Source organism: Phenylobacterium sp. (genome assembly GCF_035276905.1).
Lineage (GTDB): Bacteria > Pseudomonadota > Alphaproteobacteria > Caulobacterales > Caulobacteraceae > Phenylobacterium.
This window is the reverse complement of record NZ_DATELG010000111.1, coordinates 1-14,382: the sequence shown is the minus strand read 5'-3', so window position 1 is coordinate 14,382 and position 14,382 is coordinate 1. Positions and strand designations below refer to the sequence as shown.

16 protein-coding genes are annotated in these 14,382 nt (G+C 72.0%); 7 read left to right on the top strand and 9 right to left on the bottom strand.

Annotation, left to right across the window (positions count from 1 at the left end):
- From VJS38_RS05100 to rdgB, 5 genes are all read right to left on the bottom strand, one after another.
- Window positions 1-718 (bottom strand): transglutaminase family protein (locus VJS38_RS05100; protein ID WP_324087071.1); only part of this gene is annotated, 718 nt, incomplete at its 3' end.
- Between the two features lie 7 nt (window positions 719-725).
- Window positions 726-1,100, bottom strand: coding sequence for a YraN family protein (locus tag VJS38_RS05095; RefSeq protein WP_324087070.1), 375 nt, complete (start codon window positions 1,098-1,100; stop codon window positions 726-728).
- Window positions 1,097-1,966 (bottom strand): 16S rRNA (cytidine(1402)-2'-O)-methyltransferase, encoded by an 870-nt coding sequence (rsmI, locus tag VJS38_RS05090; RefSeq protein WP_324087069.1) that lies wholly within the window; start codon window positions 1,964-1,966, stop codon window positions 1,097-1,099. The genes VJS38_RS05095 and rsmI overlap by 4 nt, the downstream gene beginning before the upstream one ends.
- Before the next feature lie 26 nt (window positions 1,967-1,992).
- Window positions 1,993-3,135: a radical SAM family heme chaperone HemW gene (gene hemW / locus VJS38_RS05085; protein ID WP_324087068.1), complete on the bottom strand. Its 1,143-nt coding sequence runs from the start codon at window positions 3,133-3,135 to the stop codon at window positions 1,993-1,995.
- Window positions 3,132-3,731, bottom strand: a complete 600-nt coding sequence (rdgB, locus tag VJS38_RS05080) for an RdgB/HAM1 family non-canonical purine NTP pyrophosphatase (RefSeq protein WP_324087067.1) — start codon at window positions 3,729-3,731, stop codon at window positions 3,132-3,134. The genes hemW and rdgB overlap by 4 nt, the downstream gene beginning before the upstream one ends.
- Window positions 3,732-3,912: 181 nt before the next feature.
- Between rdgB and VJS38_RS05075 the strand changes: the two genes are divergently transcribed.
- Together VJS38_RS05075 and VJS38_RS05070 are read left to right on the top strand one after the other, a co-directional pair.
- Window positions 3,913-4,437, top strand: a complete 525-nt coding sequence (locus VJS38_RS05075) for a DUF2975 domain-containing protein (protein ID WP_324087066.1) — start codon at window positions 3,913-3,915, stop codon at window positions 4,435-4,437.
- Window positions 4,438-4,461: 24 nt separating this feature from the next.
- On the top strand, window positions 4,462-4,695 hold the full coding sequence (locus tag VJS38_RS05070) for a helix-turn-helix transcriptional regulator (protein WP_324087065.1): 234 nt from the start codon (window positions 4,462-4,464) through the stop codon (window positions 4,693-4,695).
- On the opposite strand, the gene rph is transcribed toward VJS38_RS05070, so the two are convergent.
- The gene (gene rph, locus VJS38_RS05065) at window positions 4,692-5,408 is read right to left on the bottom strand and encodes a ribonuclease PH (protein WP_324087064.1); all 717 of its coding nucleotides are present in this window, start codon (window positions 5,406-5,408) and stop codon (window positions 4,692-4,694) included. The two genes, VJS38_RS05070 and rph, sit on opposite strands and share 4 nt — an antisense overlap.
- Window positions 5,409-5,486: 78 nt before the next feature.
- Here rph and hrcA point away from each other — a divergent pair, with 78 nt between their 5' ends.
- The 3 genes from hrcA (at window position 5,487) to dnaN (ending at window position 8,541) form a co-directional block, all read left to right on the top strand.
- Window positions 5,487-6,590, top strand: coding sequence for a heat-inducible transcriptional repressor HrcA (hrcA, locus tag VJS38_RS05060; protein ID WP_324087063.1), 1,104 nt, complete (start codon window positions 5,487-5,489; stop codon window positions 6,588-6,590).
- Window positions 6,591-6,611: 21 nt separating this feature from the next.
- Window positions 6,612-7,232 carry a nucleotide exchange factor GrpE gene (gene grpE / locus VJS38_RS05055; protein WP_324087062.1) on the top strand — a complete coding sequence of 207 codons (621 nt, stop codon included), beginning with the start codon at window positions 6,612-6,614 and terminating at the stop codon, window positions 7,230-7,232.
- A 190-nt stretch (window positions 7,233-7,422) separates the two neighbouring features.
- Window positions 7,423-8,541, top strand: coding sequence for a DNA polymerase III subunit beta (gene dnaN, locus VJS38_RS05050; RefSeq protein WP_324087061.1), 1,119 nt, complete (start codon window positions 7,423-7,425; stop codon window positions 8,539-8,541).
- Between the two features lie 26 nt (window positions 8,542-8,567).
- On the opposite strand, the gene VJS38_RS05045 is transcribed toward dnaN, so the two are convergent.
- The gene (locus tag VJS38_RS05045; protein ID WP_324087060.1) at window positions 8,568-8,846 is read right to left on the bottom strand and encodes a zinc-finger domain-containing protein; all 279 of its coding nucleotides are present in this window, start codon (window positions 8,844-8,846) and stop codon (window positions 8,568-8,570) included.
- A 132-nt stretch (window positions 8,847-8,978) separates the two neighbouring features.
- Here VJS38_RS05045 and VJS38_RS05040 point away from each other — a divergent pair, with 132 nt between their 5' ends.
- Window positions 8,979-9,926, top strand: a complete 948-nt coding sequence (locus VJS38_RS05040; protein ID WP_324087059.1) for an ABC transporter ATP-binding protein — start codon at window positions 8,979-8,981, stop codon at window positions 9,924-9,926.
- A gap of 51 nt (window positions 9,927-9,977) precedes the next feature.
- Here the strand turns inward: VJS38_RS05040 and VJS38_RS05035 are convergent, their stop codons facing one another.
- Complete coding sequence (locus VJS38_RS05035) at window positions 9,978-10,529, bottom strand: GNAT family N-acetyltransferase (protein ID WP_324087058.1); 552 nt, start codon at window positions 10,527-10,529, stop codon at window positions 9,978-9,980.
- Window positions 10,530-10,692: 163 nt separating this feature from the next.
- Here VJS38_RS05035 and mutS point away from each other — a divergent pair, with 163 nt between their 5' ends.
- A complete protein-coding gene (mutS, locus tag VJS38_RS05030; protein WP_324087072.1) occupies window positions 10,693-13,338 on the top strand; it encodes a DNA mismatch repair protein MutS in 2,646 nt (881 codons plus the stop codon).
- 265 nt (window positions 13,339-13,603) lie between these two features.
- Here the strand turns inward: mutS and secB are convergent, their stop codons facing one another.
- Complete coding sequence (secB, locus tag VJS38_RS05025) at window positions 13,604-14,089, bottom strand: protein-export chaperone SecB (RefSeq protein ID WP_324087057.1); 486 nt, start codon at window positions 14,087-14,089, stop codon at window positions 13,604-13,606.
- Between the last annotated feature and the right edge of the window lie 293 nt (window positions 14,090-14,382).

Here is a 14,382-nt window from a genome sequence, read left to right as displayed (position 1 = left end):
CGGCGAGCGCGCCTTGGCCCTCGCGCGCGGCGGCGACGTCGAGCCACGGCCGATGGTCCTGTGGATCGAGCAGGGCCCGCCGCAGCGCCGCGCGCTCGGCGCGGGCGAAGTCGCGGGCGGCCGAGGCCCGCGCGTAGATGGTGTTCTGCAGCCGCACCAGCACCGCCCGGTCGCTGACCGGCGCCATCAGCCGGTCCAGCCGGTCGGCGACGTTCGGCGTCAGGCCCGCGTGCAGCGCCCGCCGCGTGAGCTCCGAGGGCAGCACCACCCGGCCCTCGCTGAACGGGTCGAGCGCCAGCGGCCCTTCCTCGGTCTCGATGCGCAGCAGGAAATGGCCCGGGAAGTCGACGCCCTGGACGGTGAGGCTGCAGCGCCGCGCGGCGTGCAGGTAGAAGATCCCCAGGCTGACCGCCAGCCCGCGGCGGCGCGTGCTCACCGAGATGATGTCGGCGTTCTCGGGATCGTCGTGGGTGAAGAGGTCGCCGGCGAGGCTGAGGTCGCCGGCCATGGCCTCTGCCAGGGCCTCCTCGATGCTCTCGCGCTTCAGGCGCTGGGTCAGCCGCTCGACGCCCGCAGCGGCGAGGTCGCGCGCGATCTGCGGGTCGCGCGTGGGGTCCTCATGGATGGCGCAGGCGATCGCGGCCTCGAGCAGGGGGAACTCCCCGTCCGTGGCGGCGCCGGCCTCCAGCAGGCAGTCTTCTGCTTCTTCTCGCGTCATGCCTCTCTCAGGCGCCCTTCCAAGCGTCAGGAATATGCATAGGAAGGCGTCCGGGCGCGAGGGCCATGAGGTCGAGGCGAACCGACGCACCCGCCAGCGCCGGCCGCTGGGCGGCGACGGCGGCCGCCGCGCGCCGCAGGCGTTCGCGCTGGTCGAGGCTGACGGTCTCAAGCGCGGTGAGCAGGTCGGTGCGACGTTTGACCTCGACCACCGCCAGCGTTCGGCCACGGATCGCCAGGAGGTCGATCTCGGCCTGCGGCGTGCGCAGGCGGAAGCCCAGGATGCGGTAGCCCTTGGCCATCAGCCAGAGCGCGGCCAGCACCTCGCCGCGGCGGCCGGACCTGCGCGCCGCCGCCCCGCGCATGGCGCGCGCGGTCTTCATCCACGGTCCTTGAGGGAAAGCGCCCGCTTGTAGAGGTCGCGGCGCGGCAAGCCCAGCGCCTTGGCGACCTCGGCGGCGGCGTCGGCGGGCTTCAGGCGGCTCAACGCCTCGGCGAGGGCGGCGTCGGCGTCGGCGGCCGTCGCCTCGGTTTCACGGCCGGGGCCAACCAGCACGACGATCTCGCCCTTGGGGGCCTCGAACTGCGGATCCGCCGCCAGCCGCCCGAGCGGCCCGCGGACGATGGTCTCGTAGAGCTTGGTCAGCTCGCGGCAGACCACCGCCTCGCGCTCGCCGAGCACCGCGGCCATGTCGGCCAGGCTGTCGGCCAGCCGCGAGCCGCCCTCGAAGAACACCAGGGTGGCGCGGATCCCGGCGAGCTCTTCCAGGAAGGTGCGGCGCGCGGCGCTCTTCGGCGGCGGGAAGCCCGCGAACAGGAAGCGGTCCGTCGGCAGTCCGGCCGCCGAGAGGCCGGCCAGGAGCGCCGAGGCGCCGGGGATCGGATAGACCCGGTGGCCGGCCTCGGTGGCCTCGCGCACCAGCCGGAAGCCCGGGTCGGACACCAGCGGCGTGCCGGCGTCGGAGATCAGCGCCACGCGGCCGCCCTCGGCCAGCGTCGCCATCGCCTTCGGCCGCGCCCGCTCGGCGGCGTGCTCGTCGTAGCGTTCCAGCCTGTTGGAGAGGCCGAACGCGGAGAGCAGCTTGCCGCCCACCCGCGTGTCCTCGGCCAGCACCAGGTCCGCGCCGGCGAGCACGTCGAGCGCGCGAAGGGTGATGTCGCGCAGGTTGCCGATCGGCGTGGCCACGACATAGAGGCCCGGCGCCAGCGGCGCATCGTCGAGCATCGGCGGGGGCAGGGGGCGCGCCATCGGCCTGGCTTCGCGTCTTGCGCGGCTCAGGTCAACAGGTCGGCGGTCAGCCGATCGAGCACCAGGCGTCCCGCGGGCGTCGCGCGCAGCCGCTGCGGGTCGTGGGCGAGCAGCCCCAGCCCGGTCAGGTCGGCGATCCGGCTCGGCGAGAGGTCGAGCGCGGCGAGCTCGGCGAAGGCCACGCCTTCCGCGATCCGCAGACCGCTCAAGACCCGCTCCTCGGCGGCCTCCAGCGGGCTCAGGATCTCCTGCTCGGCGAAGCCGGTTCCATGCTCGGCGACGCGGGCGATGTAGTCGGCCGGGCGCTGGGCCGCGACGGTGGCGAGCCGCGCGCCGCCGCGGCTTATCCGGCCATGCGCCCCGGGGCCTGCACCGACGTAGTCCGAGCCCCGCCAGTAGACGAGGTTGTGCCGCGAGCGGGCCGCCTCGCCGCGGGCGTGGTTGGAGACTTCGTAGGCGGTGAAGCCGCAGGCCTCCAGCACCGTCTGGGTGGTCTCGTAGAGCACGGCGCCCAGCTCCGGGTCGGCCGGCGTGAACCGGCCGCGACGCACCGCCCGGTCGAAGGCGGTGCCATGCTCGATGGTCAGCTGATAGGGCGACAGATGCTCCGCGCCCAGCGCCACGGCCTGACGCAGCTCCGAGGTCCAGGTCTCGGGCGTCTGTCCGGGACGGGCGTAGATCAGGTCGAGCGACAGCCGCGGGAAGGTCCGCGCCGCCGCCTTCGCCGCGCGCAGGCCCGTGGCCGCGTCATGGTTGCGGCCGAGGAAGGCCAGGGACTGATCGTCCAGCGCCTGCAGGCCGAGCGACAGCCGGCTGACGCCGGCGGCGGCGAAGGCCTCGAACCGCCGGGCCTCGCCGTCGGTGGGATTGGCCTCCAGGCTGATCTCCAGGTCGGATGCGGGCGTCCAGAGCCTGCACGCCGCCGCGACGATCTCGCCGACCCAGAGCGGGTCCATCAGCGAGGGCGTGCCGCCGCCGAAGAACACCGAGACCAGGGTCCTGGGGCCGGTCAGCGCCGCCTGGGCCGCCAGGTCGGCGACGATCGCGCGCGCCAGCGCCGCCGGTTCCTCCGGCCGCCGCGCGCGATAGACGTTGAAGTCGCAGTACGGACAGATGTGCGCGCAGTAGGGCCAGTGGACGTAGACCCCGAGCGGCGGGGCGGCGATCACCAGAGCGCGGCCTTCAACTTCGCGAACGCCCGCGCGCGGTGGCTCATGGCGTCCTTGGCGGCGGTCTCCATCTCGGCGAACGTCAGATCGTACCCCTGCGGGATGAAGATCGGGTCGTAGCCGAAGCCGCGGCTCCCGCGGGGCGGGAAGACCAGCGTCCCGTCGACGCGGCCCTCGACGACCACCGCCGGCCCGTCCGGCCAGGCGATCGCCAGCGCGCAGGTGAACCAGGCGGCGCGATCCTCGCTGCCGGTCTCCTCCAGGCGCTCGGCCACCTTGTCCATGGCGACCGAGAAGTCCTTGCCGGGCCCGGCCCACCGCGCGGAATAGACTCCCGGCGCCCCGTCCAGCGCCGCCACCGACAGGCCGGAGTCGTCGGCCAGCGCCGGCAGGCCGCCGGCCTCGGCCGCGGCGCGGGCCTTGAGCAGCGCATTGCCGACGAAGGTCGTCTCGGTCTCCTCCGGCTCGGCCAGGCCGAGATCGCCGGCGGTGATCAGCTGGAACCGGTTCTCCAGGATCTCGGCCAGCTCGCGCGCCTTGCCCGGATTGTGGGTCGCCACCAGCAGCTTCGCGTCGGGCTCGAGCGTCAGGGCCATGGGTTGTGCTCCTCTTCGCGGCGGACCATAGCGCCTCCGCGCGCTGCTGTTGATTATCGACGTGGAGCGATGTCGCTTGGTCGCGACGGGCGGCCTGATCCACTAGGCTGTCCCCAGGCGTTCGCCCCGAGCCGCCCGGATCGCCGGGCGCGGCGGGCGGCCGGCGAGGGAAAGGGGTCTGATGCGCGCCTTGGGTCCGGGTTCGGTTTCCAGCTTCCTGAAGATCATCCTGGATGTCGTCTATGCGGCCCTGGTCATAGGCGCCGGCGGCTCGGCCCTCCTGGCGTTGGCGGCCCTGCTGTTCGCCTTCAACCCCTCGCTGCTGGCCAATGCGCATTTCGCCGAAGGCGCACGCTACGCCGAGCGCGCGCCGCTGATCTTCGGCGGTCTCTTGGCCGGCTGCCTCTACACGGCGATCGTGCTGGTGATCATCGGCGCGCTTCGGCGGATCTTCGTCACCCTCACCGCCGGCGATCCGTTCCAGCCGGAGAACGTCAATCGCCTGCGCCTGATCGGCGGCATGCTTGCGGCGCTCGAGCTTGGACGCTACGCGGTCGTGGGGATCAGCGCCTGGCTGCCCTGGGTGCGCGACGCGCACGCCAGCTTCAGCCTGACCGCCTGGTTCTCCGTGCTGGTGGTGTTCGTCCTGGCGGAGGTGTTCCGCGAGGGCGCGCGCCTGCGCCGCGAAGCGGAACTGACGATCTAACATCCAGGCGGACCGCCTTCTTTCATGCCCATCCGCGTGAGCCTCGACCGGATCCTGATCGACCGCCGGATGTCGCTGACCGAGCTGGCGGACCGCGTCGGCGTGACGGTCGCCAACCTGTCGATCCTGAAGGCCGGCAGGGCCCGCGCGGTGCGCTTTTCGACGCTGGCCGCGCTCTGCCGCGAACTCGACTGCCAGCCCGGCGACCTGCTGGTCTACGAGCCGGGGCCGGCCGAGGAGCCCGAGGACGAGCTTTAGCCGCCCGTCGCCGCCCGCTGCGCGGCGCACAGCTCGCCGATGCCCTTGCGGGCGAGCGCGAACAGGGCCTCGAACTCGCCCTCGCTGAAGCCGCGCTTCTCGCCGGTGGCCTGGATCTCGACGATGTCGCCCTTGCCGGTCAGGACGAAGTTGGCGTCGGCCTCGGCGTTGGAGTCCTCCTCGTACTCGAGGTCCAGCACCGGGGTTCCGTTGAACACCCCGCAGCTGATCGCCGCCACCTGGTCGAGGATCGGGTCGGCGGTGATCAGGCCCTCTTCCAGGAGGTGGCGGGTGGCCAGCCGAAGCGCGACCCAGGCGCCGGTGATCGCCGCGGTGCGGGTGCCGCCGTCGGCCTGGATCACGTCGCAGTCCAGGGTGATCTGCCGCTCGCCCAGAGCCTTCAGGTCGACGATGGCGCGCATCGAGCGGCCGATCAGCCGCTGGATCTCCTGGGTGCGGCCGGACTGCTTGCCCTGCGCCGCCTCGCGCCGGCCGCGGGTGTGGGTGGCCCTGGGCAGCATGCCGTATTCGGCGGTGACCCAGCCCTGGCCGCGCCCGCGCAGGAACGGCGGCACGCCCTCTTCCAGGCTGGCGGTCACCAGCACCTTGGTGTGGCCGAAGCTCGCCAGGCACGAGCCTTCGGCGTAGCGGTTGACGCCCACCTCCAGCGTGACGGGCCGAAGGACGTCGGCCAGGCGTTCGGACGGGCGCATGGAGGAAACTCCTGAGAATCGTGAGGCGGCTTGCAAGCTGGAAGGCCGGGCTTATCCTAGATCGCACAGGTCCAGTCCATGGGCGCACACAGACCGACGACGCCGCACGCTGACGTGAACACCCCGATCTTCGCCCGCGGGCCCTCGTTGGCCGAGCTCGACGAAAGGGCGAGGGATATCTTCCGTCGCATCGTCGAGAGCTATCTGGAGACGGGCGAGCCGGTCGGCTCGCGCACCCTGTCGAAGACCGGGCTGCTGCTGTCGCCGGCCTCGATCCGCAACACCATGCAGGACCTGACGCAGCTGGGCCTCCTGGGCGCGCCGCACGTCAGCGCCGGCCGCCTGCCGACGCACGCGGGCCTTCGGCTGTTCGTCGACGGCCTCCTGGAGGTCGGCGACGTCGGCGAGGAGGAGCGCCGCTCGATCGAGGCCCGCCTGCGCGCCCACGGCCGCAACTACGAGGACGCGCTGAACGAGGCCAGCGCGATCCTTTCGGGCCTGGCCGGGGGGGCGGCGGTGGTCGTCACGCCGACCCGCGACGCCGGCGTCAAGCACGTCGAATTCGTCGCCCTCGGCGCCGAACGGACGCTGACCATCATGGTCTTCGAAGACGGCACGGTGGAGAACCGGCTGATCCGCCTGCCCGCGGGCGTCACGCCCTCGGCCCTGCAGGAGGCCTCCAACTTCCTCAACGCCCGCCTGCGCGGCCGCACCCTGGTGGAGGCGCGCGTCGACCTCGGCGCGGAGCTGGACCGCGCGCGGCGGGAGCTGAACGAGACCGCCGCCCGCCTGGTCGAGGACGGCCTGGCCGCCTGGAGCGGCGGCGAGGCGGAGGACCGGGCGCTGATCGTCCGCGGCCGCGCCAATCTGCTGGAGGCGCGCGAGGCGCTCGAGGACCTGGAGAAGGTCCGCTCGCTGTTCGAGGACCTGGAGCAGAAGGAGCAGCTGATTCAGCTGCTGGACGGGGTGCGCGAAGGCGCCGGCGTGCGCATCTTCATCGGCGCCGAGACCCGCCTCTTCTCGCTTTCGGGTTCCGCTGTCATCGCGGCGCCCTATATGACGGGTTCGCAGCGGGTGCTGGGCGCGATCGGCGTGATCGGCCCCGCGCGATTGAACTACGCCCGGATCATCCCGTTGGTGGACTACACCGCCCGCGTGCTTGGCCAGGTGATGAACGCTTAAGAACCGCGAGCCACGTAACCCATGTCAGAAGACCAGACGCCCGCGCCCGACGCCCAGGCGCCGAACCCCGAGGCTGTCAACGACGCCGACTTCGACGCGCTGCGCGCCGAGGCGGCCGCCCTCAAGGAGCAGGTCCTGCGCTATGCGGCCGAGGCCGACAACATCAAGCGGCGGGCCGAGCGCGAGGCCAACGACGCCCGCGCCTACGCCATCCAGAAGTTCGCCCGCGACCTTCTGGGCGTCGCCGACAACCTCGCCCGCGCGCTCGCGGCCCATCCGTCGGACACCGCCGACCCGGCGATGAAGAACTTCGTGGTCGGCGTCGAAATGACCGAAAAGGAGCTGCTGGGCGCCTTCGAGCGCAACGGTCTGAAGAAGATCGACCCGGCCAGGGGCGAGAAGTTCGACCCTCACAAGCACCAGGCGATGATGGAGCAGCCCGACAGCGACGTGGCTGCCGGCGGGGTCATCCAGGTGCTGCAGCCTGGCTACGAACTCTTGGGCCGGCTGGTCCGTCCGGCCATGGTGGTGGTCGCCGCCAAGGTCGCCGGCGCCCAGGCCGAACCGGCGCCGGCCGCCGCCAACCCCTACGCGGCCAACGACGAGGACCAGGGCGGCGGCTCGGTGGACACCAGGGCCTAGTCGCCGCCTCGATGGGGAGGGGGGCGGTCGTCCCCTCTCCATAAGCGGAAGGGATTGATCGGCGTTAACCAACGCTTCACCACCGCCTCTTCCCCACCCTGCGAAATTGGCTAATGTCCCAAGTCCCTTCCAGTCGGGGGGCGCCCGCGCCTGATTCGCGCGCCGGCGCATGTGCGAGCGGGACAAGGCCATGAAGCTGACGATCGAACGGGCGGCGCTGTTGAAGGCGCTGGGGCATGTGCAGAGCGCCGTGGAGCGGCGCAACACCATCCCGATCCTGTCGAACGTGCTGCTGTCGGCGGAGCGCGACCGGCTGACCTTCTCGGCCACCGACCTCGACATGGAGATCATCGACGAGGCCTTCGCCCAGGTCGACCAGCCGGGTCAGATCACCGCCCCGGCCCACACGCTCTATGAGATCGTCCGCAAGCTGCCGGACGGCGCCGACGTGGCCCTGACCTTCACCGGCGAGGATCCCCGCCTGATGGTCCAGGCCGGCCGCTCGCGCTTCAGCCTGCCGGTGCTGCCCGCCGGCGACTTCCCGGTGATGTCGGCCGACGGCCTCGCCGGCCGCCTCAGCGTCGACGTCACCGACCTGATCCGGCTGATCGACAAGACCCGCTTCGCCATCTCCGCCGAAGAGACCCGCTATTACCTGAACGGGCTCTACGTCCACACGGTGGTCGAGGGCGGCGTCCAGAAGCTGCGCGCCGTCGCCACCGACGGCAGCCGCCTGGCGCTCGCCGAGATGTCGGCGCCCGAGGGCGCGGCCGGCGCCCCGGGGGTGATCGTGCCGCGCAAGACCATCGGCGAGGCGCGCCGTCTGCTCGACGACGCCGGCGAGACCGTCGAGCTGGCGGTTAGCCCGCAGAAGGTGCGCTTCGAGTTGAACGGCGCGGCCCTGACCTCCAAGGTCATCGACGGCAACTTTCCCGACTACAGCCGGGTGATCCCGAAGGACAACAACCGCATCGTCCGCGTCGACGCCAAGCTGTTCGCCCAGGCCATCGACCGCGTCGCCACCATCTCGGCCGAGAAGAGCCGGTCGGTGCGCATGGCGATCGAAAGCGGCCGCGTGGTGCTGACCGTGCGCAACATGGAGGCCGGCCAGGCGGTCGAGGAGCTGGAGATCGACTACGACGGCGACGCCTTCGAGCTGTCGTTCAACGCCCGCTACCTGATGGACATCACCGACCAGATCTCCGGCCAGATGGCCGAGCTGCGCTTCGGCGGCCCCAACGACCCGGCCCTGGTGCTGGATCCGGGCGACGCGGACGTGCAGTACATTCTGATGCCGCTCAGGGTGTGAGCTCCCTCCCTTAATTAAGGAAGGGATTAGTGCCCCCTGGGGCCCTCGTAGACGCCCGGCGCCAGGCGCTCGTCTTCTGCGCCTTCGCCCGTCGCCAGCACGAAGCGGCGGTCGCAGTAGGGGCATTCGACGAAGTCGGCCTCGCCCATCTCCAGCCAGACGCGCGGGTGGCCGAGCACGCCGCCGACACCGTCGCAGGCGACGCGGCCGGACTTGACCGGAATGACTTCCGGCGCCGGCAGGTCGGGGGTGAGGGACGGCCGCGCCTGGGCCTCGACGCCTTTGTTGCGAACTCCGCGAGCCATTCCACGCCTCTTCAGATGCCGCTCGGCCGCTTGGCGCGGACGCGACGCGCGCCTAGGTATGCGAGCGCGCCTTTCGTCGTCAATCGCGACCGGCGGAAGCGAGGCTGCCCAACAACCTTCCATGGCCGTTCGATGACCCTGCCTGACTACGCCATCGAGGCCCGCGGCCTCGTCAAGACCTATGCAGCGACCAAGACCACCCCGCAGATGCACGCCCTGCGCGGCGTCGACCTGGCGATCCCCCGCGGCGCGATCTTCGGCCTCCTCGGGCCGAACGGCGCGGGCAAGTCGACCTTCATCAACATCCTCTCCGGATTGACCAAGAAGACCTCCGGCAAGGTGCTGATCTGGAACCGCGACATCGACGAGCGACCGCGGGACGCACGCGCCGCGATCGGCGTGGTGCCTCAGGAGATTGCGGTCGATCCCTTTTTCACCCCGCGCGAGGCCCTCGAGGTGGCCGCCGGCATGTACGCGGTGCCGCCGAAGGAGCGCCACACCATGGAGCTCTTGACCGCGCTCGGCCTCGCCGACAAGGCGGGCGCCTATGTTCGCCAGCTCTCGGGGGGCATGAAGCGGCGGGTGATGGTCGCCAAGGCGATGGTGCACAACCCGCCGGTGCTGATCCTCGACGAGCCGACGGCCGGCGTCGACGTCGAGCTGCGCCGCCAGCTGTGGAGCTATGTGGTCGAGCTGAACAAGCGGGGCGTGACCATCTTGCTCACCACCCACTACCTGGAGGAGGCCCAGGAGCTCTGCGACCAGATCGCCATCGTCAACCGTGGCCAGGTGGTGGCCTGCGAGCCGACCGGGACCCTGCTGCGCCGGATGGACACGCGCCACGTGCTGGTGACGCCGGACGCGCCGGTGAGCGCGGCCCCGGTCCTGCCCGGTTTCGAGACCCGGCTCACCAAGGCGGGCGGCTTCTCGGTCAGCTACCGCACCGGCCAGTCCAGCGTCGAGCAGGTGCTGGCGGCGATCCGCGCCGCGGGCCTGCACATCAAGGACATCTCCACTGAGGATCCGGACCTGGAGGACGTGTTCGTGGCCCTGACCAGCGCGGCGCCGGAGGCGGCGTAAGCGAAGCGGGGGAGGTGGCTCGCGCAGCGAGACAGAGGGGGCGTTCCGGCGTCAGCCGATCAACCGCCCAAGGTCCGCCCAGCGGTAGTCGACCTCCGACACCAACCCGCCCGGGCCGGCGCGCTGCGCCGGGGGGTCGGCCCTGCCGCCCAGGCGCGCGTAGAATCCCCGGGCCGGCGCGTTGTCGGCCAGCACCGAGATCACCAGCGACTGCGCGCCGTGCGCCGCGAGCACGCGCACGGCGTCCGTCAGCAGCCGCCGGCCGACGCCGCGGCCCTGGGCGGCGCGCAGGATGTAGAGGGTGTTGATCTCCGCCTCGCCCTCGACGCGATGGCGCGAGGGGCCGCCGGCGACATAGCCGAAGACGCCGTAGGGATTGAGCGCCGCCAGCACCACGTCGTGCGGGCCGGGGCGGGTCAGCTCGTAGCGGAAGCGGCGGGCGGTCCGGACCTCGCTCATCCGGGCCAGGAAGGCGTCGGGCAGGAGGCCGCGGTAGGTTTCGCGCCAGGCGGTCACATGCACCTGGGCCAGCGCTTCGGCGTCGGCGGGTCCCGCCGGCAGGACGAGGTAGGAGAACGAGGCTCCTGGCGACGACTGCGTCATCTACCCACAGCTTGGCGCCCGCAGGCTTAAGTTCAAGGGGCTGACGCGGGAAGGCCTTGACGATAGCTTCACCCTTCCCATGAACGCGCCCCTTCCCCCCGCCGGCGTCGAGTCCTCCAGCGCCGAAGCGCCCGGCCTGGCGGCCGCCGGCGCCTCGCCGGTCATGGCGCAGTTCTTCGAGGCCAAGGCCCGCCAGCCCGACGCGCTGGTGTTCTTCCGTATGGGCGACTTCTACGAGCTGTTCTTCGAGGACGCCCGGAAGGCCGCCGCCGCGCTCGGCATCACCCTGACTTCGCGCGGCCAGCACGGCGGCGAGCCGATCCCGATGGCCGGCGTGCCGGCCCACGCCATGGAGGCCTATCTCGCCAAGCTGATCCGCGCCGGCTTCAAGGTCGCCGTCTGCGAGCAGATGGAGGATCCCGCCGAGGCCAGAAAGCGCGGCTCCAAGGCGGTGGTGCGGCGCGACGTCGTGCGCGTGGTGACCCCCGGCACGCTGACCGAGGACGGCCTCTTGGACGCGCGCGGGGCCAACCGCCTGGCGGCCGTCGCCCTGCGCGCCGGCGCCGCCGCGGTGGCCAGCGTCGAGCTCTCCACCGGCGAGGTCGAGGTGCTGGCGACGGGCGCCGGCGGCCTGGCCTCGGCGCTGGCGGCGCTGGGTCCCTCGGAGGTGCTGGTTCCCGACCGGCTTTTCTCCGACGAGACCGTCAACGCCGCGCTGAAGGCCGCCGGCGGCTTCGTCCAGCCGATGCCGCAGGCGCTCGCCGAGCCGTCGGCCTCCGAAGCCAGGCTCAAGCGGCTCTACGGCGTGGAGACCCTCGACGGCTTCGGCACGTTGACCGGCGCGGAGATCGCCGCGCTGGGCCTGATCGCCGCCCACCTGGAGACCACCCAGGCCGGCAAGCTGCCGGCGCTGACGCCGCCGAGGCGAGCCGGCGAGGCCGACGTGATGGCCATCGACCCGGCGACCCGCGCCAGCCTGGAGATCGAGAAGGCCACCTCCGGCGCCCGCGACGGCTCGCTGCTGGCCGCCGTCGACCGCACGGTGACGGCGCCTGGCGCACGATTGCTGGCCGCGCGGCTCGCCCGCCCGCTGCTCGATCCGGCGGCGATCGACGCCCGCCTCGACGGCGTCGCCTGGTTCTGCGAGCACCGGGCCCAGCGCCAGCGGCTGCGCGAGCAGCTGAAGGGCCTGGGCGACATGGCCCGCGCGCTCTCGCGCCTGGCCCTCGGCCGCGGCGGTCCGCGCGACCTCGGGACTCTGCGCGACGGCCTGGGGGCGGCCGAAACCATCGTCGGCCTCTTCGCCTCGACCCACGACCCGCTGGTCGAGCCGCCGGCCGAGATCGCCAGCGCCCTCGGCGCCCTCAACCTCGACCTGCACTCGGACCTCTTGGCCTTCCGCGACCTGCTGGTCCGCGGCCTGGGCCCCGACCTGCCGGCGCTGGCGCGCGACGGCGGCTTCGTCGCCGAGGGCGTGCGGCCCGAGCTCGACCAGGCGCGGTCCCTGCGCGACGACAGCCGCCGGGTGATCGCCCAGCTGGAAGCGCGGCTCGTCCAGGAGAGCGGCGTCGCGCTCAAGATCCGCCACAACGCCGTGCTCGGCTATTTCGTCGAGGCGACCGCCAAGGCGGCCGAGCCCTTGATGGCCGCGCCGCTGAACGCCGCCTTCATCCACCGCCAGACCCTGGCCAACCAGGTGCGCTTCACCACCGTCGAGCTGGCCGAGCTGGACGCGAAGATCGCCCAGGCCGCCGAGCGGGCGCTGGCCATCGAGGTCGAGACCTTCGAGGCCTGGCGCGCCGCCGCCGTCGCGGTCGCGGGGCTCATCCAGGCCGCCGCCGAGGCGGCGGCGAGGCTCGACGTCGCCTCCGGCCTGGCGGAATGGTCCGAGGACGTCGGCGCGGTGCGCCCGATGGTCGACCGCTCGCAGGCCTTCGAGGCCGAACAGGCGCGTCATCCGGTGGTCGAGGCCGCGGTGCGCCGCGCGGGCGAGGCCTTCACCCCCAACGACTGCCGGCTCGACGGCGCGGGCGCGAGCGGACCCCGGCTGGCCATCGTCACCGGTCCGAACATGGCCGGCAAGTCGACCTTCCTGCGCCAGAACGCCCTGCTCGCCGTGCTCGCCCAGGCCGGCTGCTTCGTGCCCGCCAAGTCGCTGAGGCTCGGCGTGGTCGACCGCCTGTTCAGCCGCGTGGGCGCCGGCGACGACCTCGCCCGCGGCCGCTCGACCTTCATGCTGGAGATGGTCGAGACCGCCGCCATTCTGATCCAGGCGACGCCGCGCTCGCTGGTGATCCTCGACGAGATCGGCCGCGGCACCGCCACCTACGACGGCCTGGCGATCGCCTGGGCCTGCGCCGAGGCGCTGCACGAGACCAACCGCTGCCGCGCGCTCTTCGCCACCCATTATCACGAGCTGGCGGTGCTCGACGGCCGGCTGGCCTATTGCGCCAACCTCTCGCTGAAGGCCAAGGAGTGGAACGGCGATTTGATCTTCCTGCACGAGGCCGGGCCCGGTCCCGCCGACCGCTCCTACGGCGTGCAGGTGGCCAAGCTCGCCGGCGTGCCGGCCCCGGTCGTCGCCCGCGCCAAGTCGGTGCTGGAGCGTCTGGAGCGCGAGGCCGGCGCGCCGGCGCACCTGGAGGACCTGCCGCTGTTCGCCGCAGCCGCGGCGGTCGAGGAGGCGCAGAGCCACGGACCCAGCCAGGTCGAGGAAGCGCTGAAGGGCCTCGACATCGACGGCATGAGTCCGCGCGAGGCGATGGAGGCGCTCTACCGGCTGAAGGGGATGATCTTCCTCCCTTCCTAATGGGCTACCGGATTCACACGCCGTGTTGAGGCGAGGAGGGAGAGGGCGCGCTTGGCGGCTTGGATTTCGAGCCAACCCTGCGGGCCTTTGCGCAGACCCAAGCGGCGTACGCGAGCGAGCCCTTGAAGTGGGGGTTTTCTGCCGCGGGGTCTTGCGTTCGAGCTTGCCCCGCCGTCGCGGGCGTGGACCCTGGACGATGACCGCGGCGATCAGAGCGGCCCGACGGCTTCAACCCCGCTGTGTGGATGCCGCAGCCATAGAGGGTTTACGCGTGGCCGACTTCGCCTTCCTGGGCCTTGCGCGCGGCGTAGACGCCGGCGAAGTCGATCGGGTCCAGCATGAAGGGCGGGTAGCCGCCTTCGGCGGTGATGTCGGAGATGATCCGCCGCGCGAAGGGGAACAGGAAGCGCGGGCATTCGATCAGCAGCACCGGCTCGATGTCCTCGGCGCCCACGCCGGTGATCTGGAAGACGCCGCCGTAGAGCAGCTCGACCACGAACAGGGGACCGTCGTCGCGCGAGGCGCGGGCCGAAAGCTTCAGGTCGACTTCGAACAGGCCGTCGTCGCGGCCGCGGGCGTTCATCTCCACGCCGAGGTCGATCTGCGGCTGGGCCGCGCCAGCGCGCAGCGCGTCGGGGGCCCGCGGGTTCTCGAAGGAGAAGTCGCGCACGAACTGGGCGAGGATGCGGATGCCGGCGGGCTCGGCGGCCTGGCCTTCAGGCGCGCCCGCGCCGGCGTCGAGATCGGTCATAGTTCGGCTTCATATCCATGGTGAGGATGCGCGACGTTTACGCATCGGTTGTGGCCGGCGGGCTAACATGGCGTCTGGACCGATGCAACGTCGCCCCTGACGGGGGCGTTCCAGCGTCCTATATAAGGTTTATAATCCCGCGCGTTCTGGCTTGAAGAGACTTCGTTGCAACTGCTCGAATTGATCATTTTCGCCGGCTTGGCGGCCATCGTCCTCTACCAGCTCTATTCGGTGCTGGGGCGGCGCGTCGGCCGCCAGCCGGGGGAGCAGCCGGCCCCCGAGGCGGTGGGCGC

Bases quoted from the DNA above. Each gene is read 5' to 3' on its own strand.
- rdgB (WP_324087067.1), bottom strand. From the start codon at position 3,731: ATGGCCCTGACGCTCGAGCCCGACGCGAAGCTGCTGGTGGCGACCCAC.
- hrcA (WP_324087063.1), top strand. From the start codon at position 5,487: ATGGGCGCACACAGACCGACGACGCCGCACGCTGACGTGAACACCCCG.
- dnaN (WP_324087061.1), top strand. From the start codon at position 7,423: ATGAAGCTGACGATCGAACGGGCGGCGCTGTTGAAGGCGCTGGGGCAT.
- VJS38_RS05040 (WP_324087059.1), top strand. From the start codon at position 8,979: ATGACCCTGCCTGACTACGCCATCGAGGCCCGCGGCCTCGTCAAGACC.
- VJS38_RS05045 (WP_324087060.1), bottom strand. From the start codon at position 8,846: ATGGCTCGCGGAGTTCGCAACAAAGGCGTCGAGGCCCAGGCGCGGCCG.
- VJS38_RS05035 (WP_324087058.1), bottom strand. From the start codon at position 10,529: ATGACGCAGTCGTCGCCAGGAGCCTCGTTCTCCTACCTCGTCCTGCCG.
- secB (WP_324087057.1), bottom strand. From the start codon at position 14,089: ATGACCGATCTCGACGCCGGCGCGGGCGCGCCTGAAGGCCAGGCCGCC.
- VJS38_RS05095 (WP_324087070.1), bottom strand. From the start codon at position 1,100: ATGAAGACCGCGCGCGCCATGCGCGGGGCGGCGGCGCGCAGGTCCGGC.
- mutS (WP_324087072.1), top strand. From the start codon at position 10,693: ATGGCGCAGTTCTTCGAGGCCAAGGCCCGCCAGCCCGACGCGCTGGTG.
- grpE (WP_324087062.1), top strand. From the start codon at position 6,612: ATGTCAGAAGACCAGACGCCCGCGCCCGACGCCCAGGCGCCGAACCCC.
- VJS38_RS05075 (WP_324087066.1), top strand. From the start codon at position 3,913: ATGCGCGCCTTGGGTCCGGGTTCGGTTTCCAGCTTCCTGAAGATCATC.
- rsmI (WP_324087069.1), bottom strand. From the start codon at position 1,966: ATGGCGCGCCCCCTGCCCCCGCCGATGCTCGACGATGCGCCGCTGGCG.
- VJS38_RS05070 (WP_324087065.1), top strand. From the start codon at position 4,462: ATGCCCATCCGCGTGAGCCTCGACCGGATCCTGATCGACCGCCGGATG.
- rph (WP_324087064.1), bottom strand. From the start codon at position 5,408: ATGCGCCCGTCCGAACGCCTGGCCGACGTCCTTCGGCCCGTCACGCTG.